The following is a 19,782-nucleotide window of genomic DNA, read 5'->3' as shown; positions in this document are numbered from 1 at the left end:
CAATGATGTAAAAAACCACGCTAAGGGTTTAATTCATTGTTTGTATTGAAATTTAATGGTCTTAACTCGCCATTCAGAATATCTTCTGGTAACGAAAACGTATAATGCCCCAGCATATTTATATGGCCATGTATCAGCGGCGACAATCTTGCCAGGTGCTCCTCCTCAGGAGTTTCCCCCGATTTGCGAAGATGTGACAACGCCTCCTGCATGTAAAGTGTATTCCACAGCACAACCGCATTGGTCACCAGGCCCAGAGCACCCAGTTGATCTTCCTGACCTTCACGGTAGCGTTTTCTAATCTCACCACGTTGTCCGTAGCAAATGGCTCGAGCCACTGCATGGCGTCCTTCTCCCCGGTTGAGCTGAGTGAGTATCCGACGCCGGTAATCCTCATCATCGATATAGTTGAGAAGATACAAAGTCTTGTTGACCCGGCCCACTTCCATAATCGCCTGAGCCAGACCAGATGGTCGGCTACTTCTCAACAGTGAACGAATAAGCTCTGATGCATGGATGGTCCCAAGCTTCAGTGAACCCGCCATTCGCATCATTTCATCCCATTGGGATTCTATTTTTGAAAGTTCAACACATCCCCGAGCCAGCTCATTCAGGGCACCATAATGGGCCATTTTATCTGCCCGCCAGAATATCGCCCCACCTGCATCGGCCAGACGAGGGGAAAACTGGTAGCCCAGTAGCCAGAACAGGCCAAAAATGATATCGCTGGATCCTGCCGTGTCCGTCATAATTTCTACCGGATTCAGCCCGGTCTGCTGCTCCAGAAGGGGGAACCGCAGAATTCGGAAAAAATCGTACGCTAAGCTAAGGAAGGTCTGAAAAAGCCCCCGCTCGAGAAATGCATCCCAGCAACCATGCGGGTTACAGAGCGGTGATTTCGCGAAACATGGGCTTTTTCAGACCTTCCTTAGCGTTACGATAAAGCTAGCATGGAAACGATAGGTGCAAGCAAGTTAAGGGTTGCATCGCGCATGTCAATCTAGGCTATACCCTAACTTGATGTCAGGCAGGGCCGCGCCGCTTCGTCAGAATAGAGTCTGCTTTCCCATTTTTTGACACATGCCCGCGAAGGTTATAGATTTCAGCCTGACAGAAATGGGCTTTGAGGCACAACGGAACAGAAAGTGCACTTAAGCCGCCTTCAACCAAGGAGACATCGTGCAGGGGCACCGCATCGGCTACGTCCGGGTCAGCAGCTTTGACCAGAACCCGGAACGCCAGCTGGAACAAACCCAGGTGAGCAAGGTGTTCACCGACAAGGCATCGGGCAAGGACACCCAGCGCCCCCAGCTCGAAGCGCTGCTGAGCTTCGTCCGCGAAGGCGATACAGTGGTGGTGCACAGCATGGATCGGCTGGCCCGCAACCTCGATGACCTGCGTCGCTTGGTACAGAAGCTGACTCAGCGCGGCGTGCGCATCGAGTTCCTGAAGGAGGGCCTGGTGTTCACTGGCGAGGACTCGCCGATGGCCAACCTGATGCTGTCGGTGATGGGGGCCTTCGCTGAGTTCGAGCGCGCCCTGATCCGCGAGCGGCAGCGTGAGGGCATCGCCTTGGCCAAGCAGCGTGGCGCGTACCGGGGCCGCAAGAAAGCCCTGTCCGATGAGCAGGCTGCTACCCTGCGGCAGCGAGCGACGGCCGGCGAGCCCAAGGCGCAGCTTGCCCGCGAGTTCAACATCAGCCGGGAAACCCTCTACCAGTACCTCCGCACGGACGACTGACACATGCCGCGTCGCTTGATCCTCTCGGCCACGGAGCGGGACACCCAGCTTGCGCTGCCGGAAAGCCAGGATGACCTGATCCGCTACTACACCTTCAACGACTCCGACCTGTCGCTGATCCGCCAGCGACGCGGCGACGCCAACCGCCTCGGCTTCGCCGTGCAGCTCTGCCTGCTGCGCTACCCCGGTTACGCGCTGGGAACCGACAGCGAGCTGCCCGAGCCGGTCATCCTGTGGGTGGCGAAGCAAGTCCAGGCCGAGCCGGCGAGCTGGGCAAAGTACGGCGAGCGCGACGTGACCCGTCGCGAGCATGCCCAGGAACTGCGCACCTACCTGCAACTGGCCCCGTTCGGCCTGTCCGACTTCCGCGCCCTGGTGCGCGAGCTAACCGAGCTGGCCCAGCAGACCGACAAAGGCTTGCTGCTGGCCGGTCAGGCCCTGGAGAGCCTACGGCAGAAACGACGCATCCTGCCGGCGCTGAGCGTGATTGACCGGGCCTGCTCGGAAGCCATTGCGCGAGCCAATCGGCGGGTCTACCGCGCCCTGGTCGAACCACTCACGGACTCGCATCGGGCCAAGCTGGACGAGCTGTTGAAGCTCAAGGCCGGCAGCAGCATCACCTGGTTGACCTGGCTGCGCCAGGCACCGCTGAAACCCAACTCTCGGCACATGCTGGAACACATCGAGCGGCTGAAGACATTTCAGTTGGTGGACTTGCCCGAAGGCCTGGGCCGGCACATCCACCAGAACCGCCTGCTCAAGCTGGCCCGCGAGGGTGGGCAGATGACGCCCAAAGACCTCGGTAAGTTCGAGCCGCAGCGCCGCTACGCGACCCTGGCCGCCGTGGTGCTGGAGAGCACCGCGACCGTGATCGATGAGCTGGTCGATCTGCATGACCGCATCCTGGTCAAGCTGTTCAGCGGCGCGAAGCACAAGCATCAGCAGCAGTTCCAGAAGCAGGGCAAGGCGATCAACGACAAGGTGCGCCTGTACTCCAGGATCGGCCAGGCGCTGCTGGAAGCGAAGGAAAGCGGCAGCGACCCCTATGCCGCCATCGAGGCGGTGATTCCCTGGGACGAGTTCACCGAGAGCGTCAGCGAGGCCGAGCTGCTGGCCCGGCCGGAAGGCTTCGACCACCTGCACCTGGTCGGCGAGAACTTCGCCACCCTGCGCCGTTACACGCCGGCCTTGCTGGAGGTGCTGGAACTGCGCGCCGCGCCGGCCGCGCAAGGCGTGCTGGCAGCCGTGCAGACCCTGCGTGAGATGAACGCCGACAACCTGCGCAAGGTGCCGGCCGATGCACCCACGGCCTTCATCAAGCCGCGCTGGAAGCCGCTGGTGATCACCCCGGAAGGCCTCGACCGGAAATTCTACGAAATCTGCGCCCTGTCCGAGCTGAAGAACGCCCTGCGCTCCGGCGACATCTGGGTCAAGGGCTCGCGGCAGTTCCGCGACTTCGACGACTACCTGCTGCCGGCCGAGAAGTTCGCCGCACTCAAGCGCGAGCAGGCCCTGCCCCTGGCGATCAACCCGAACAGCGACCAGTACCTGGAAGAGCGTTTGCAGCTGCTGGACGAGCAGTTGGCCACCGTCACCCGCCTGGCCAAGGACAACGAGCTGCCCGATGCCATCCTCACCGAGTCAGGGCTGAAAATCACCCCGCTGGATGCGGCGGTGCCGGATCGGGCGCAGGCGCTGATCGACCAAACCAGCCAGTTACTGCCGCGCATCAAGATCACCGAACTGCTGATGGACGTGGACGACTGGACGGGCTTCAGCCGCCACTTCACCCACTTGAAGGACGGGGCCGAGGCCAAAGACAGGACGTTGCTGCTGTCCGCAATCCTCGGTGATGCGATCAACCTCGGGCTGACCAAGATGGCCGAGTCGAGCCCCGGCCTGACCTACGCCAAGCTGTCCTGGCTGCAAGCCTGGCACATCCGCGACGAAACCTATTCGGCGGCCTTGGCCGAGCTGGTCAACCACCAGTATCGCCACGCCTTTGCCGCCCACTGGGGCGACGGCACGACCTCATCCTCCGATGGCCAGCGCTTCCGCGCGGGTGGCCGGGGCGAGAGCACCGGGCACGTCAACCCGAAGTACGGTAGCGAGCCGGGACGGCTGTTCTATACCCATATCTCCGACCAGTACGCGCCGTTCAGCACCCGCGTGGTGAATGTCGGCGTCCGCGATTCCACCTATGTGCTCGACGGCCTGCTGTACCACGAGTCCGACCTGCGGATCGAGGAGCACTACACCGACACGGCCGGCTTCACCGATCACGTCTTTGCCCTGATGCACCTGCTAGGCTTCCGCTTCGCGCCGCGCATCCGCGACCTCGGCGAAACCAAGCTGTACGTGCCGCAGGGCGTGCAAGCCTACCCGACGTTGCGCCCGCTGATCGGCGGCACCCTGAACATCAAGCACGTGCGTGCCCACTGGGACGACATCCTGCGCCTGGCCAGCTCGATCAAGCAGGGCACCGTCACCGCCTCGCTGATGCTGCGCAAGCTCGGCAGCTACCCGCGCCAGAACGGACTGGCCGTGGCCCTGCGCGAGCTGGGCCGGATCGAGCGCACGCTGTTCATCCTGGACTGGCTGCAAAGTGTTGAACTGCGCCGCCGCGTGCATGCCGGCCTGAACAAAGGTGAGGCGCGCAACTCGCTGGCCAGGGCGGTGTTCTTCAACCGCCTTGGGGAAATCAGGGATCGGAGCTTCGAGCAGCAGCGCTACCGGGCCAGCGGCCTCAACCTGGTGACGGCGGCTATCGTGCTGTGGAACACGGTGTACCTGGAACGCGCCACCCAGGGGTTGGTCGAGGCCGGCAAGCCGGTGGACGGCGAGCTGCTGCAATTCCTGTCGCCGCTGGGCTGGGAGCACATCAACCTAACCGGCGATTACGTCTGGCGGCAGAGCCGCAGACTGGAAGACGGGAAGTTTCGGCCCTTACGGATGCCCGGAAAACCTTAGCGTACGATTTTTTCCGAATTCTGCGGGCTCCCCTCCTTGATCGTCTGGTGGCGCGCGATATCGCCGATCGATCGAATGGTGGTGTTGCCCGTCTTTCGGGCGCGCTCGGCGATCGCATCGGTGACGGCGAGGATCTCTGCGGCCTGCTCATCAAGAAGCAGGTGATAGTCCCTGAAGTAGGGTCCGGAGACGTGCCAGTGGAAATTTTTTGTCTTCAGGTAAATCGCGTAGCTGTTCGCCAGAATGATCTTCAGAGCGTCGGCGACAGTCATCGCCGCGCATTCGTCAAGATCAGAAGGTGTCGGAAGGGCGGAGGCATTGTTGTTCGTCATCGCTTAGACTTTCTCAATCTGGCTACACGGGATCCAGCACCGATTCCCCCACGGATGGCGATGTATAGAAGATGAATTCATTGCCAGACGAAGTCCAATGGCCGGTGGCTATAGTTTTGATACCTTTGAGCGACATGCGCAGTCTTGGGGGGCCGGGCGTCGCAGGCGGACCGGTCGGCCGGGACCTCCACCTGCCCGTCAGGGGGCCGGTCGGAAATCCAGCACGAACGCGACGACCTTTTCGGCGGACATCTCGCACGGCTTCAGCAATGTTCTATCTGATGTAACGCGATAGAGGTTGAAGCTGACAATGTCGGTCCCGGCCAACTCCCTGGCGAACAGGCTGTTGCGACGTCCGTCACCGGATCGCCGGACAGTCACGCCGAAACGCCGGCCTTCGTAGGCGCCTTCGCTGTATCCCTCGGGAAGCTGCGCGAAGGCGGCATCGAACTCGGCATGCTCCATCTCAATCCAGTCGTCTTGATTCGACAGAAGCCCAAGGGTCCGAGGCCCTCGGCGCCAGTCCGCGGAGAAGGTCCGGGGCGGAGCCCTGTAGCCGACGCGGCCTGGGATGGGCGGAAAAGCCGTCCCGCGGGCGCTTGCACATGGCGCTGAGGCCGCCACCTGTCCGCCTGCTACGCAACCTCCACGCCTTTCCAGAAGGCGATATGATCCCGGATGCCCTCGGCGCCTGGCGTCGGATCTGGATAGGTCCAGGCTGCGTTCACGTTGAGCGCGTCTCCCACACGCACATGGAAGTAGCGCGCGGTGCCCTTGATCGGGCAGACGGACGTGTGCGGGCTCATCTCAAGCAGGCCAAAATCGACTGCCGACGGTGGGAAGTAGTGGTTTCCCTCGACGACGACCGTCTCGTTGCTTGTGGCGATGGTGGCGTCATTCCAGATAGCTGAGACCAACGGACTCTCCTTTCGTATTCATCAACCGGCACGGGGCTTGCGGGCTGTCTGCCCCAAGGCCGCACCCCCTCAGATGGCGGGCGGCGTGCGCCCCAGGAGTTTGTCGAGTTCGCCTCTGACATCGAGCTCGAAAAGCTCGTCGGAGCCACCGACATGCGTGCCGTTGATGAAGATCTGCGGCACGGTGTTTCGACCCGACGCTTCCGTCATGGCCTGCCGGTGAACCGGATCCGCCTCGATATCGAGTTCCTTCCATTGCACGCCCTTCTCCTCGAGGAGCATCTTCGCCCGGCGGCAGAACGGGCATCAGTTCGTGATGTACAGCAGCACATCAGTTGTCATATCGCGTCTCCGACAGTTGGAAGCGGATCGCTGTCATGGCGTTGATCTACCGTCAGCCGCGTTCGAGGAGGGCGACTGTGCCTTGACCGCCGTCGGCGCAGATGCTGACGATTGCGCGCGATCCGGGCGGCATGGCCCAAAGTTCCTTTACCGCCTGGCTGAGGTCGCGCGCACGTATAGGAAGAATAAACGCCCTTTTCACCCAAGTCCAACAGCTTTGGACCGCAGTTGACTCTTTCGACACCCCTGCGATGCAACCCAATCCGGCTGACGGGGAGCCAGCAACGCTGAAAATTTACCCTCCTCTTTCCCACTAGCGGCTCCTTTTCCGACAACCAGCACGGCGGATCCCTGCCGCGGCGCTGTGAACGCAGCATTTTGATTGGTATCGTTGGCCTTCAGGCTCGTCAGTCAAACAGACCCAGGAGCAGCTCAGCCGGTGGCGCCCGGCTTTCGGGTAACGCCCTGGTCCCGCTGGTTTCGGCTTTGTGCTTCAGGTGATCAAGGATCTGCTTGATCACTATAGGGTCTTCAATGCAGGCGATGACTTTCATGGCGCCGCCGCAGCCGCTGCAGGTCTCGATGTCGATATTGAAAACACGCTTGAGCCGTTGCGCCCATGTCATCGACGCTCGCCGTTGTGCTGGTGTTGCCGGTTCATCAGCCACCCTGACCTTGTTGCCCCTGCCCCGTTTTGCCGGCGTGACCAACGCCCGGTGCCGACTGTTGGGTGCGAACACCCCGTGGAAGCGGGTTAGGTTGACTCTGGGCTTCGGTACCAGGGCGGCCAGCCTTGCAATGAAATCCAATGGTTCGAAAATGACGTGCGTGGTGCCGTCCCGGTACGGCGTCTTGAGCTGGTAGCGCACGTTGCCGCCTCGTGTTCGCCACACTGTAAGAGATCTGTTCATGCTGCGCTGATCTCAAGACCTCATAAAAACTGAGGTCTTGCTTCGGTCGATAAGCTGGTCTGATATTGGCATTATTTATTCCTTTCAAATACATGGGTAATGCGACTTACACAGATTTTTTATGCTCTCTTGGACTCCATGTGAAGGAGATCGTCACATTCTTTACATATAGAAAATAGAGTTCTTTAGCCAGCTGCAATTTCAGATTAACCGATTCGGTAAGCTTTCTGCATTTCCGGAGACAACTTTTTTAGCCAGCTTGAGAGACTGAAGCCTTTTCTATCGGTACTATTTAATTTAGTAAAATACAGATGTTCATCCCAGCGAGGACCGAAATCTACTTCTGCAAGACTTACAAGCTGTTTGTTTCTGCGAAGACGATGCTTTTGATGGTAATCTTCGGCGGGCCAAAAATAACCATTTTGTTCTCCGGCCTCAATCACCTCGGGAGATTTCTCCTTTCCAATCGCTTGAATCAGTTCTTCAGCTACTTGTTTTTGCTCCAGATCAAAAACAAAAAGTATCTGGCGATACTGGCCCTGCTTTCTACCATGAACAGACCATGATTCAAAACTTCCAAGAAGTTCCCTGTAGCTGATTTGGTCTTTATCGTAGATCACTCTGACGACTTCGGCGTGTCCGTTGATGTTGCGGTAACTCGGATCCAGAGTTGATGCTCCAGCGTAGCCAACACGTGTTTGCACTACTCCCTGCGTCCCTCCAAAATTAGAATCCGGTCCCCAAAAGCAACCCATGCCGAAAACCGTTTGACTAAGCTTCCCGATTTTCAATGCTTCTTCGATTGCTTCAGGGGTTGCAAATTCATAGCTTTCAACACCGTCTTCTTTATTCATTTTTAGATCCGACATATTTTTCTCCTAACTTTCAAGAATTGTAGCCACTCCCATTCCTCCCGCCGTGCAAACGACGATAAGGCCACGTTTTCCAGGACCAGCTGAGTGCAGTATCTTTGCTAAAACTCCGACGATCTTAGCGCCAGTAGCCGCAAACGGATGCCCAAGGGCAATGCTACTTCCACGGACATTTAGCTTCGAGCGGTCAATTTTTCCGAGAGGCTCTGATCGTCCCAAACGTGTTTTGCAGTATTCAGCAGACTCCCACGCCTTCATCGTGCAGAGCACTTGTCCAGCGAACGCCTCGTGAATTTCGTAAAAATCAAAATCCTGAAGCTTTAAGCCGTTTCGCTTCAATAATTCACTGACCGCCACAGTTGGAGCCATGAGCAAACCTTCGCCAGCGACGTAATCCACGGCAGAAGTATGAGAATCCACAATCTTGGCCAACAGCGGCCAATTATTCTTTTTAGCCTCTTCTTCGGAAGCCAAAAGAACGGTGGACGAGCCATCCGTGAGTGAACTCGAGTTGCCTGCCGTCAGAGTTCCTTTTTCGGATCGATCAAATGCTGGCTTTAGCTTTGCCAACTTCTCTAAAGTCGTATCGCCACGCATGATTCCATCCGTACTTTTTCCTAAAAATGGAAAAACGAGATCGGCATAAAAGCCGTCTTTGTACGCTTTCGCGGCGTTCAGATGGCTTGCCAGAGCCAGCTCGTCTTGCTCTTGCCGGGAAATTTTCCATTCTTTGACCATCAACTCACAATGTTCACCCATTGACTTCCCTGTTCGCGGTTCAACGACGGCGGGTGGCACGGGTTTTAAATCGCTCGGCCTAAAGCTCAAAAAGATTCTTAGTTTCTCGCCGAGTGTTCTGGCCGAATTCAATGCAACGAGCTTCTGCGAGAACGAACGAGTCACCATAATTGGCAAGTCGCTATTGCTATCCACGCCGCCCGCAATACCGCTCTCGATTTGGTAGCTGGATATTTTGTGTGCGATCTGAATCGTAGTTTCTAAACTGGTACCGCAAGCCCGCTGCACGTTATATGCTGGCGTATTCGGATGTAAGCCAGAAGCCTGAACAACTTCACGCGCAAAGTTCCAGTTGGCCGAACTTTGCATGAGTGCACCCAGAGCCACGTCACCCACGACTTTGCCCTTTAAGTTATATCTTTCGACTAAACTTTTCAGGCTAGCGGTCATAAGGTAATCCCCCCATTTTTTGGAGCACTCAAAAGTAGAGGTCATGCGGCCTGTGCCAAGCGCTGTTTCGGCGTGTAGCCGCCCAGCGCCATATTGGGCCGCTCATGGTTATAAACCCACAGCCAGTTCGTGGCAAATTCCTGTAACTCATTCAGTGACTCAAACAGGTAATGGCCCAACCAGTCGTAACGCACAGTGCGGTTAAATCGCTCTATGTAGGCATTCTGCTGCGGGTTGCCTGGCTGGATATACCTCAGCGCAATCCTCTTCTGCTGCGCCCATTGCTTGAGCTCTTCGCTGATGTATTCCGGACCATTATCACAGCGGATTGCGGCTGGTTTGCCCCGCCACTCGATGACCTGCTCCAGCACCCGTTTGACTCGCGAGGCAGGCAAGGAAAAATCCACCTCGATGCACAGTGCTTCGCGATTGAAGTCATCGATCACATTAAACAACCGCACCGAACGACCATCGCTGAGCTGGTCATGCATAAAGTCCATCGACCAACAGTGATTCGGTTGGTCAGGGACTGCCAACGGCTCCGGCTTGGCCCGCACTAGCCGCTTCTTGGGTTTTATCCGCAGATTGAGCTCTAGCGCCCGATAGATCCGGTAGACCCGCTTGTGGTTCCAGCCAAAGCCTTTGACGTTACGCAGGTACAGGAAGCACAGTCCGAAACCCCAGTTGCGCTGGTTGGCGGTGAGGCGCAGCAGCCAGTCGGCAATCTCCTGGTTTTCATCAGCCAGCACGGGCTGATAACGGTAGCAACCCTCGCTCACCTTGAACACCTGGCAAGCCAGACGGATAGAAATGGCGTAATGAGCCACAGCCTTGGTCGCCATCTCCCTGCGGGCAGATGGCGTCACCACTTTTTTGCCATCGCCTCGGAGATGATCTCAGCCTTTAGGCGCTCCTCGGCATACATCTTCTTAAGGCGACGATTTTCCTCTTCCAGCTCTTTGAGGCGCGCCATGAGAGAGGCATCCATGCCACCGAATTTGGAGCGCCACTTGTAGAAGGTGGCGGAGCTGATGCCATGCTCACGGCAGAGCTCAGGGACGGGTGAACCAGACTCGGCCTGCTTGAGGATGGCGATGATCTGTGCATCGCTAAAGCGTGATGTTTTCATGTAGAACCTCCTGCGTTCAAGATACGAGAAAATTCTACTTATGAGCACCTCAGTTTTTCGGGGGGATTACCATAAGCTCTGGCGTGGTGACATCTCGATAGGCAGTCATTGATTTCATAAATGGAATACGGACGCCACCTACGACATAAGTAGTTCTCGTTTTCATAATTTCACCTCCGGCTTTGTGTGCCGTTCAAAAACTTCTCCGACCTTCACGTCGTACGATTCAAAAATGTAGTCTTTGCCAAGCATCTTGGCTTTTTTGTGTTCGGGATGCTTATCCCAAGCATCGAAAGCTTCTCTGGTAAGGAACTCGACAATTAGAACATCTTCACCGTTAGGAGAAGAAAACCGCTCATGGCTTCCGTAACCAGGAATGGCTTCGACAAGCGCGGACATCTCGGCGTATCTTCTTTCAAACTCCCCACCGTGCTCCTTGGCAACACGACTGCGGAAAACTGCTATAATCATTGATCTGACTCCTTACTAAGCTAATTACAATCCTCAAAAAAAAGATCTCGTTATTTCATCGAAGCTTCCAACCACTTGTCGAGATCCTTGAACTTGGGGTTTCTCAGCTTCTTTGTCCCAACCAGTATTGTCGGGAAATTTAACTTTCCAGTAGTATAAAGGGATCGCAGTTCATCAGCTGCCGCGTCGTCTTCGTGAACATCTAAAAAATCAAACTCGATTCCTTTTTCTTTCAAGTACGACTGGTAAATCTTGGTTTTGTGGCAGTCCTTATGACCGAACAGCTTAATCCCCACGACCCCCTCCATTTTCTAAAATTACTCTACAAACTTCAACGACTCCGAGTTGATGCAGAATCGAGCCCCAGAGGGCTCAGGACCATCTGGAAAAACGTGCCCTAAGTGGGCTTCGCACACATTGCATAGCACTTCGATTCTTCGTCCGTAAGTCGTGTCCAGTTCATATTGAATTACGTTGTCGGCGACGGGCTCAGAAAAACTCGGCCAACCTGTTCCCGAATCAAACTTAACGTTCGAATCAAACAGTTCAGTGTCGCAGCCCGCGCAGGCATACCGTCCTGCCTCATAAAATGAACAGAGTTCCCCAGTGTGAGGGCGCTCGGTGCCTTTCTTCCGCATGACATTAAATTGAGCGGGCGTCAGAATTTTTTTCCACTCTTCCTCGCTCTTTTCTACTTTTCTAGGAGGAGCGGGAGTGCCGTTATCGAGATAGTTGTTAATGCTTTCCCAGTTGAACATAAATTTGCTCCTTTATTTTTGGGTTTGTTCTTTAGCTATCAATCCACGCGAAGAAGTCAGTCGCGCTACCAATGAATTTTCCATCCACAAAAACTTGCGGAACAGTTTGAAGGTTGGACGTATAGGAAGAATAAACGCCCTTTTCACCCAAGTCCAACAGCTTTGGACCGCAGTTGACTCTTTCGACACCCCTGCGATGCAACCCAATCCGGCTGACGGGGAGCCAGCAACGCTGAAAATTTACCCTCCTCTTTCCCACTAGCGGCTCCTTTTCCGACAACCAGCACGGCGGATCCCTGCCGCGGCGCTGTGAACGCAGCATTTTGATTGGTATCGTTGGCCTTCAGGCTCGTCAGTCAAACAGACCCAGGAGCAGCTCAGCCGGTGGCGCCCGGCTTTCGGGTAACGCCCTGGTCCCGCTGGTTTCGGCTTTGTGCTTCAGGTGATCAAGGATCTGCTTGATCACTATAGGGTCTTCAATGCAGGCGATGACTTTCATGGCGCCGCCGCAGCCGCTGCAGGTCTCGATGTCGATATTGAAAACACGCTTGAGCCGTTGCGCCCATGTCATCGACGCTCGCCGTTGTGCTGGTGTTGCCGGTTCATCAGCCACCCTGACCTTGTTGCCCCTGCCCCGTTTTGCCGGCGTGACCAACGCCCGGTGCCGACTGTTGGGTGCGAACACCCCGTGGAAGCGGGTTAGGTTGACTCTGGGCTTCGGTACCAGGGCGGCCAGCCTTGCAATGAAATCCAATGGTTCGAAAATGACGTGCGTGGTGCCGTCCCGGTACGGCGTCTTGAGCTGGTAGCGCACGTTGCCGCCTCGTGTTAACGACAGCCGCTTCTCGGATACCGCCGGGCGGCTGATGTACCGGCACAGCCGTTCGAGCTTCTTGCGTTCATCGGCCCTGGCCGCCACGCCGGCGTGCAGGCTGAACCCGGCTACCTTGCCAATCCCGTCACCGAACGGATCACCACTGGTCGGCAGAGTTTGCAAAGTGAACACCTTTCGCCCCGCCTGTGAACCGACAGCGATACGGTAAGTGATCGAGTGCCCCAGCAGGGGTGTCATCGGGTCGTCATCCACCGCATCCGAGGCCAGATAGCTGTTTTCGACATCCCGTTCCAGCAGGCCTTGCCGTTCCAGATAGCGACCCACCCGGTGGGCGATGGTGTGCGTCAGCTGGGTGAGCTCTGGGCTGGTCGGCGCCTTGACCCAGCGGAAACGCGCTGAGCCGTGGGATTGCTCGACATACACACCGTCGAGAAACAGCATGTGGAAGTGAACATTCAGATTGAGCGCCGATCCAAAACGCTGGATCAGGGTGACCGCGCCCGTCTTGGCCACTTGGTGGGTATGGCCCGCTTTCTTGACCAGGTGCGTGGCAATGACGCGGTAAACGATGCCCAGCACCCACCCCATGATCTCGGGCCGGCTGGCAAACAGGAAACGCAGCTGAAACGGGAAACTCAACACCCACTGACGCATGGGTTGTTCAGGCAGTACTTCATCAACCAGCAAGGCGGCACTTTCGGCCATCCGCCGCGCCCCACAGCTCGGGCAGAAACCGCGACGCTTACAGCTGAAAGCGACCAGGTGCTCGGCGTGGCAAGACTCGCAGCGAACCCGTAGAAAGCCATGCTCCAGCCGCCCGCATTGGAGAAATTCTTCAAATTCCCGTTGCACATAGCCCGGCAATTCCTTTCCCTGCTCTGCCATAAGCGCAGCGAATGCCGGGTAATACTCGTCAACGATCTGATAGAGAAGGGTTTGCTCGGGTCGGTGGCTCTGGTAACGACCAGTATCCCGATCCCGGCTGGCCGTCCTGGCCGCCACATGAGGCATGTTCCGCGTCCTTGCAATACTGTGTTTACATACAGTCTATCGCTTAGCGGAAAGTTCTTTTACCCTCAGCCGAAATGCCTGCCGTTGCTAGACATTGCCAGCCAGTGCCCGTCACTCCCACTCAATGGTTGCCGGTGGCTTCGAAGAAATATCATAGGTTACCCGCGAAATCCCCGGGATTTCATTGATGATGCGGCTAGAAACCGTTTCTAAAAACTCATACGGCAAGTGTGCCCAGCGCGCTGTCATAAAATCGATAGTTTCTACTGCGCGCAATGCCACCACATACTCATAGCGGCGGGCATCGCCCACTACACCCACCGACTTCACCGGCAGGAACACAGCAAAGGCTTGGCTGGTTTTGTGATACAGGTCTGCGGCATACAGCTCTTCGATAAAGATGGCATCAGCCAAGCGCAACGTGTCGGCATATTCTTTTTTTACTTCACCAAGAATACGCACACCTAAACCGGGGCCAGGGAAGGGGTGGCGATAGACCATATCGTAAGGCAGGCCTAACTCCATACCGATCTTGCGCACCTCATCTTTAAACAGCTCGCGCAGCGGCTCCACCAGCTTGAGCGTCATATTTTCTTTTAGGCCGCCGACATTGTGGTGCGACTTGATCACCTGCGCCTTACCGGTTTTGCTACCGGCAGACTCAATCACATCTGGATAGATGGTGCCTTGTGCCAACCACTTGGCTTGCTTGTGCTTGCTCGCTTCTTCTTCAAAAATATCGATAAATGCATTACCGATAATTTTGCGCTTTTTCTCTGGGTCCGCTTCGCCAGCGAGACGTGATAAGAACTTTTCTTCGGCATCAACACGAATAACTTTGACGCCCATGTTTTTGGCGAACATCTCCATGACCTGATCGCCTTCACCTTGGCGCAACAAACCAGTATCAACAAACACGCAGACCAGCTTTTTACCAATCGCACGATGCAAAAGTGCGGCGGTAACAGAGGAGTCAACGCCACCGGACAAACCAAGGATGACTTCCTCATCGCCCACCTGCGCACGAATTTTAGCAACGGCGTCGTCAATGATGCTCTCTGGTGGTTTGCCTTTGATGAGCCAGGTCAACGCGGCTGCAAGTGACCGTATGCATGCAGAAAGAGATGCAGGGCGTTCGGCACTAGCGCGCCGGCTGCGGTGGAGGGCTTTATTCCACGTCTTCTACGGTGAGGTCCCGGCCGTTGAACTGCACGGTCTCCCCGGCTCGGGCACCCTCGATCGCTTCGAAGATCGGCGCCATCGTGGAAATGCCCATGAGCTCACGCCCCTGACAGGTAAACTTGCTCGTTGACACCGCGATCACAAAGTGGCGGCCGGACAGCTTGACGACAGCGCCTTCGTTGACGGCCAACTTGGGGCCGAAATCGATCGTCCTGAGCTTTTCGAGTTTATTGGCGTAGTCATGGAGCGTGTCATCGAGCGCTTCAGCGAAGTCGCTCGCGACCTCGGCCTGAGCTAGTTCGTCGTTTTCGATCGGTTCGCTCCGATCGAGCCGAGCGGTAGAGACATAGTCCAGGTAGTTTTCGCGAGCGCTGTGCAACGCTGCTGTCTCCAGCAAGAGCATAGTTTCTCGTATGTGGTCCTTGTTCCAGTCCATAATCACCTCCTAATTTTCGATGTTCTTAAAGTTCAGCCTGCAGATGTGTGGGCCAGGAAGGCCAGCCTTTCCGGCTAAGCGACACCGCTATTCGTCGCTGATGACGTCTTCGCCCTGGTATGGAACCCTGATCAGCCGAGGATCTCGAATGATGCTCGTGACGAGCCAGACATATTCCTGCTCGGCGGTATCGAAGCCGAGGATGCTGAAGGATTGGCCGAAAGGGCATGGCGGGAAGTCTGGAAAGCCCTCGCGCAGAACGTAACGCTCGGGATCGCTGTGAAACTCGCTCTTGTAGACTTTCCGTAGTCCGTGCTTGCTCGGCGCGTCCTGGTCACCTGCCGGTGCTGTTTCCCGATGCGCCACAAGGCGCTCGGACAAGTCGCGGGGGCAGATTTCGTGGAACACGTCGAAGGCGTCGATCAACAGGCCTTTATGCTCTGTCGCCGGATCGGTGATCGCGTAGATGTTGGAGGCATCTTCGCCGTCGTCCCCGCTCTCGAGGCGCAACGCCGCATCGACGCGAATGCTGCATGCATCGAGGGTTGACCCTAGTTCGAGATCGACGAGATTGCCGTCCTTGACGCGGTATTCGCGGTCATAGCCTTTGGCGATGAATGACTGGACTGCTTCTAGAACGTCGGTCACCTGGGAGGTCATGGAAGCACCTTCATCTTGAACTGGATTGGACACGCTCGCGCACAAAGCGCGCTGTGACTCGGCGGACGGAGAAGCTCGCGAAGTGCGTTACTCATAGCCACTTGGCCTTCTTGAAGCGCATGAATAGGAGAAGGCAGAACACCGCTATCACTCCGAGCACGACGAAGTAGCCATATGGCGTGTCCAGTTCCGGCATGTGCTTGAAGTTCATGCCATATATTCCGGCGATCGCCGTCGGGACCGCCAAGATCGCCGCCCAGGCCGCGAGCTGGCGAGTGACCACACCGATCCTTTGCGCTTCCAGAAGGCTGCTGGCCTCGAAGACCGTGGACAGGACAAGCAGGAGGCCGTCGACCATGGACTGCACGCGGTGGACATGGTCCGCGACGTCGTGGAAATATGGTGTCATTTCGGCGCTGAGGCAGGGAAAGTGGCCGCGAACGAGCTTTCGCACCAGCTCGGCCATAGCCCCGAGCGTGCGCTTGAACCGCGTGAGTTCGGACCTTAGTTCGAAGATTCGCGCCACCTCTTCTGGCCCGAGGAAATCGTGCAGCGACCGTCGCTCCATCGCCAGGACGTCGTCCTCGATCATTTCGAAGATGGGCAGATACTGGTCGACCACTCGGTGCAAGATCGCGTGCAGCACATAGTCGACACCCTTGCCGAACTGCGTCGGCGATGCCTCGAGTTGCTCCCGAAGTTTGCCCAGCGCTCCGGCATTGCCGTGCCGCACGGTGATAAGGTGATTGTGACCGGTGAAGATCGCCATCTTGCCGTAGCTGATCCGGTCGCCGACCAGCTCGGCGGTCTGGGCGACGACGTACAACTCATCGTTGTAGACCTCGAGCTTGGGCGGGCACAGCGGGTGCATGGCGTTGTCGATCGCCAAAGGATGGAGGTTATACGTCGTCTGGATCGCGCTGAGTTCGTCTGCGGTGGGCTCGCTAAGCGCGATCCAGCAGAAGCCCGAGCGATTCTCGTTTAGTTCGACGTGCTCATCGAGCCTGATTTCACGGACTCGCTTACCTTCGTTGTAATAATATGCGGCGATAATGGTCATGCAGGCCTCGCAGGAATTCGCAGGCCACGCTGTACAGCCGGTCGCGCCAGCCCGCGTTCGAGCCATGCCTGCACGTTCGAATAGCTGCTTAGGCCGAGGATGTCGCCCGCTGCGTAGAATTCGACCAGCGCATTCACCCAGCCAAACGTCGCAATGTCCGCGATCGAGTAATCATCGACAATCCATTCGCGGCCCTCCAGCCGGTGATCCAGGACCCCGAGAAGACGCCTGGATTCATCAACAAAGCGCTGCCGAGGTCGCTTGTCCTCATAGTCCTTGCCGGCAAATCGCAGGAAAAAGCCTAGCTGTCCGAAGGTCGGCCCAACGCCCGACACCTGAAAGAACACCCAGGCCAGAGTCTCGTACCGCTGGGCGGGTGTTGTTGAGATGAGCTGCCCCGTCTTGTCGGCCAGATAGATGAGGATCGCACCGGTTTCCCATATGCCAATGGGCTGGCCGTCAGGGCCAGCCGGATCGATGATCGCGGGTATGCGGCCGTTGGGATTCAACGACACGAACGCTGGGATCCTTCGACTCGTTGTTCGAGATGTCGACGAAGTGGGGCTCATACGGCAGGCCAGTCTCCTCCAGCATCATCGAGACCTTGACGCCGTTGGGCGTGGGGGCCGCGTATAGTTGCAAGCGATCCGGATAAGATGCTGGCCAGCGCTGCGTGATGGGAAAGGAGGAGAGGTCTGTCATATCTGGATCCTGGCACTGCGACGGCGGCTGAATGGAATGATCTGCTTCAAGGCCGGGTTCGACGACCGCGTCGATTGACGCGGTCGTCGGAGGTTGCGAACCGGATCGGCGCGGCACTAACGGCAGCGAAGCCTATTCCGCTGCAGCCCCGGCCGCAGGGCTCACATCGCCGGCCTCATGCCGCTTTGGAAGAACCCAGTCGGGACGGACGAAGTGGCAGGTGTAGCCGCCCGGCCGCTTCTCCAGATAATCCTGGTGATCGGGCTCGGCCTCCCAGAACTCGCCGACCGGCTGGACCTCGGTCACCACTTTGCCATCCCACAGCCCCGAGGCATCCACATCGGCGATCGTATCCTCGGCGACGCGCTTCTGCTCCTCGTCGACATAATAGATGCCCGACCGGTAGGAGAGCCCACGATCATTGCCCTGGCGGTTCAGCGTCGTCGGATCGTGGATCTGGAAGAAGAATTCCAGGATGTGCCGGTAGCTCGTCACTGTCGGGTCGAAGACAATCTCGATCCCCTCGGCATGCGTGCCGTGATTACGATACGTGGCGTTCGGAATATCGCCGCCCGTGTAACCCACACGGGTCGAGATGATGCCGGGCCGCTTGCGGATCAGATCCTGCATGCCCCAGAAACATCCTCCTGCGAGAACAGCGCGCTGATGCATGTTAAGCCTCCTCTACTTGATCGAGATATTCACCGTATCCCTCGGACTCCATCTCGTCGCGCGGGATGAAGCGAAGGGACGCAGAGTTGATGCAGTAGCGCAGACCGCCGCGGTCGGAAGGACCGTCCGGGAAAACGTGGCCCAGATGGCTGTCGGCGTGTACCGACCTGACCTCCGTCCGGACCATGCCGTGTGCACTGTCCCGCACCTCGTTCACGTTTGCCGGAACGATCGGCTTGGTGAAGCTGGGCCAGCCAGTACCCGAATCGAACTTGTCCGTTGAAGCGAACAGCGGCTCTCCCGACACTATGTCGACGTAGATGCCAGGCTCCTTGTTGTCGTTGTGCTCACCCGTGAAGGGCCTTTCGGTCCCCGAATCCTGGGTAATCCGGCGTTGCTCGGGGGTCAGGCGGTCAACTGCTGCCTGTGACTTCTCAAACTTCATGATAGTCTCCAATAATTAATCTAAATAGATGCGCGGAATAGTAGATCACTGAAAGGGAACTCAGCCCGGATTGTGCGATCTGATCAATCGCCAAACCAACCAAAACCACCAACCGGACTGAGCGATGCCGATCATAGCACCAATACCCCGTGGCGAACGACGCCTGATGCAGAAAGCTATTCATAAAACGCGCGATAAAAATCATGCCCGCAGACTCACGGCCATGCTGATGCTTCATCGGGGTGAACGGGTCAGCGATGTTGCCAGAACTCTCTGTTGTGCTCGTTCATCCGTTGGTCGCTGGATTAACTGGTTTACGCACTCAGGTATTGAAGGCCTGAAATCCTTACCCGCAGGGCGCTCCCGACGCTGGCCTTTTGAACATATCTGCACCCTGTTACGTGAGCTGATAAAGCATTCTCCCGGCGATTTTGGTTATCAACGTTCACGCTGGAGCACCGAATTACTGGCATTAAAAATCAATGAGATAACCGGTTGCCAGTTACATGCAGGAACCGTTCGCCGCTGGTTGCCATCTGCGGGGCTTGTATGGCGCAGGGCCGCGCCAACTCTGCGTATCCGTGACCCACATAAAGATGAAAAGATGGCGGTAATCCACAAAGCGCTGGATGAATGCAGCGCAGAGCATCCGGTATTTTATGAAGATGAAGTGGATATCCACCTTAATCCTAAAATCGGTGCGGGACTGGCAGTTGCGCGGACAGCAGAAACGGGTAGTGACGCCGGGGCAGAACGAAAAATACTATCTGGCCGGCGCACTGCACAGTGGCACGGGTAAAGTCAGCTACGTGGGCGGCAACAGCAAAAGTTCAGCGCTGTTTATCGCTCTGCTGAAGCACCTGAAAGCCACTTACCGGCGGGCGAAAACAATCACGCTGATCGTTGATAACTACATTATCCATAAAAGCCGCGAAACACAGCGCTGGTTGAAAGCAAATCCCAAGTTCAGGGTAATTTACCAGCCGGTTTACTCGCCGTGGGTGAATCATGTGGAACGGCTATGGCAGGCACTTCATGACACGATAACCCGTAATCATCAGTGCCGCTCAATGTGGCAGTTACTGAAAAAGGGGCACTGTTGCAAAGGCACTGTTGCAAATAGTCGGTGGTGATAAACTTATCATCCCC

The 19,782-nt window shown here is 56.8% G+C and carries 16 protein-coding genes and 7 pseudogenes; 3 read left to right on the top strand and 20 right to left on the bottom strand.

Features of this window, described 5'->3' with window-relative positions:
- Nucleotides 1-20 precede the first annotated feature (20 nt).
- Nucleotides 21-788 (bottom strand): annotated as a pseudogene (locus tag HV127_RS29695) (Tn3 family transposase); the annotation flags it as partial.
- A gap of 391 nt (nucleotides 789-1,179) precedes the next feature.
- On the opposite strand from HV127_RS29695, the gene HV127_RS29690 reads away from it, so the two are divergent.
- Entirely contained in the window at nucleotides 1,180-1,740 is a 561-nt protein-coding gene (locus HV127_RS29690; protein ID WP_001161490.1) for a recombinase family protein, read from the top strand.
- Between the two features lie 3 nt (nucleotides 1,741-1,743).
- Nucleotides 1,744-4,710 (top strand): Tn3-like element TnAs1 family transposase, encoded by a 2,967-nt coding sequence (locus tag HV127_RS29685; RefSeq protein ID WP_182240926.1) that lies wholly within the window; start codon nucleotides 1,744-1,746, stop codon nucleotides 4,708-4,710.
- Between the two features lie 32 nt (nucleotides 4,711-4,742).
- On the opposite strand, the pseudogene HV127_RS29680 reads toward HV127_RS29685, so the two are convergent.
- The 19 genes and pseudogenes from HV127_RS29680 to msrB (HV127_RS29580) all read right to left on the bottom strand — a co-directional run.
- Nucleotides 4,743-5,042: pseudogene (locus HV127_RS29680) on the bottom strand (ferritin-like domain-containing protein); the annotation flags it as partial.
- 198 nt (nucleotides 5,043-5,240) lie between these two features.
- The gene (locus HV127_RS29675; protein ID WP_018429638.1) at nucleotides 5,241-5,507 is read right to left on the bottom strand and encodes a hypothetical protein; all 267 of its coding nucleotides are present in this window, start codon (nucleotides 5,505-5,507) and stop codon (nucleotides 5,241-5,243) included.
- 170 nt (nucleotides 5,508-5,677) lie between these two features.
- Nucleotides 5,678-5,959 (bottom strand): DUF427 domain-containing protein, encoded by a 282-nt coding sequence (locus HV127_RS29670; RefSeq protein WP_046092728.1) that lies wholly within the window; start codon nucleotides 5,957-5,959, stop codon nucleotides 5,678-5,680.
- 69 nt (nucleotides 5,960-6,028) lie between these two features.
- Nucleotides 6,029-6,241, bottom strand: coding sequence for a glutaredoxin domain-containing protein (locus HV127_RS29665; RefSeq protein WP_044059344.1), 213 nt, complete (start codon nucleotides 6,239-6,241; stop codon nucleotides 6,029-6,031).
- 467 nt (nucleotides 6,242-6,708) lie between these two features.
- Nucleotides 6,709-7,185: pseudogene (locus HV127_RS29655) on the bottom strand (transposase); the annotation flags it as partial.
- Between the two features lie 233 nt (nucleotides 7,186-7,418).
- The gene (locus HV127_RS29650; RefSeq protein ID WP_001281573.1) at nucleotides 7,419-8,081 is read right to left on the bottom strand and encodes a peptide-methionine (S)-S-oxide reductase; all 663 of its coding nucleotides are present in this window, start codon (nucleotides 8,079-8,081) and stop codon (nucleotides 7,419-7,421) included.
- A gap of 9 nt (nucleotides 8,082-8,090) precedes the next feature.
- A pseudogene (locus tag HV127_RS29645) lies at nucleotides 8,091-9,290 on the bottom strand (acetyl-CoA C-acetyltransferase); the annotation flags it as partial.
- Nucleotides 9,291-9,313: 23 nt separating this feature from the next.
- Nucleotides 9,314-10,401 (bottom strand): IS3-like element ISAs22 family transposase gene (locus HV127_RS29640; RefSeq protein ID WP_088821966.1). Its coding sequence is split into 2 segments (ribosomal slippage): nucleotides 9,314-10,149 and nucleotides 10,149-10,401, totalling 1,089 coding nucleotides; the frame shifts between segments, so codons are not numbered across the junction.
- Nucleotides 10,402-10,563: 162 nt separating this feature from the next.
- The gene (locus HV127_RS29635; protein ID WP_002122973.1) at nucleotides 10,564-10,872 is read right to left on the bottom strand and encodes an antibiotic biosynthesis monooxygenase; all 309 of its coding nucleotides are present in this window, start codon (nucleotides 10,870-10,872) and stop codon (nucleotides 10,564-10,566) included.
- 50 nt (nucleotides 10,873-10,922) lie between these two features.
- The gene (locus HV127_RS29630; protein WP_025467194.1) at nucleotides 10,923-11,168 is read right to left on the bottom strand and encodes a glutaredoxin family protein; all 246 of its coding nucleotides are present in this window, start codon (nucleotides 11,166-11,168) and stop codon (nucleotides 10,923-10,925) included.
- 21 nt (nucleotides 11,169-11,189) lie between these two features.
- A complete protein-coding gene (gene msrB / locus HV127_RS29625; RefSeq protein WP_000483554.1) occupies nucleotides 11,190-11,630 on the bottom strand; it encodes a peptide-methionine (R)-S-oxide reductase MsrB in 441 nt (146 codons plus the stop codon).
- 352 nt (nucleotides 11,631-11,982) lie between these two features.
- Nucleotides 11,983-13,476: an IS91-like element ISVsa3 family transposase gene (locus tag HV127_RS29615; RefSeq protein WP_015344975.1), complete on the bottom strand. Its 1,494-nt coding sequence runs from the start codon at nucleotides 13,474-13,476 to the stop codon at nucleotides 11,983-11,985.
- Nucleotides 13,477-13,587: 111 nt separating this feature from the next.
- Nucleotides 13,588-14,529, bottom strand: a pseudogene (guaA, locus tag HV127_RS29610) (glutamine-hydrolyzing GMP synthase); the annotation flags it as partial.
- Between the two features lie 115 nt (nucleotides 14,530-14,644).
- Nucleotides 14,645-15,094 carry a hypothetical protein gene (locus tag HV127_RS29605; protein ID WP_004099042.1) on the bottom strand — a complete coding sequence of 150 codons (450 nt, stop codon included), beginning with the start codon at nucleotides 15,092-15,094 and terminating at the stop codon, nucleotides 14,645-14,647.
- A gap of 87 nt (nucleotides 15,095-15,181) precedes the next feature.
- A complete protein-coding gene (locus tag HV127_RS29600) occupies nucleotides 15,182-15,754 on the bottom strand; it encodes a hypothetical protein (protein ID WP_004099040.1) in 573 nt (190 codons plus the stop codon).
- A gap of 91 nt (nucleotides 15,755-15,845) precedes the next feature.
- On the bottom strand, nucleotides 15,846-16,814 hold the full coding sequence (locus tag HV127_RS29595) for a magnesium and cobalt transport protein CorA (RefSeq protein WP_018716208.1): 969 nt from the start codon (nucleotides 16,812-16,814) through the stop codon (nucleotides 15,846-15,848).
- Nucleotides 16,811-17,516 (bottom strand): annotated as a pseudogene (locus HV127_RS29590) (glutathione S-transferase N-terminal domain-containing protein). The gene HV127_RS29595 and the pseudogene HV127_RS29590 overlap by 4 nt, the downstream one beginning before the upstream one ends.
- A gap of 132 nt (nucleotides 17,517-17,648) precedes the next feature.
- Entirely contained in the window at nucleotides 17,649-18,188 is a 540-nt protein-coding gene (gene msrA / locus HV127_RS29585; RefSeq protein WP_004099036.1) for a peptide-methionine (S)-S-oxide reductase MsrA, read from the bottom strand.
- A 1-nt stretch (nucleotide 18,189) separates the two neighbouring features.
- Nucleotides 18,190-18,633 (bottom strand): peptide-methionine (R)-S-oxide reductase MsrB, encoded by a 444-nt coding sequence (gene msrB / locus HV127_RS29580; RefSeq protein WP_004099035.1) that lies wholly within the window; start codon nucleotides 18,631-18,633, stop codon nucleotides 18,190-18,192.
- 124 nt (nucleotides 18,634-18,757) lie between these two features.
- Between msrB (HV127_RS29580) and HV127_RS29575 the strand changes: the two are divergent.
- Nucleotides 18,758-19,766: pseudogene (locus HV127_RS29575) on the top strand (IS630 family transposase).
- Nucleotides 19,767-19,782 lie beyond the last annotated feature (16 nt).

This window comes from Klebsiella sp. RHBSTW-00215 (assembly GCF_014103785.1).
Taxonomy (GTDB): domain Bacteria; phylum Pseudomonadota; class Gammaproteobacteria; order Enterobacterales; family Enterobacteriaceae; genus Klebsiella.
The sequence above is the reverse complement of the archived record's forward strand: the minus strand, read 5'-3'. Positions and strand labels throughout refer to the sequence as shown.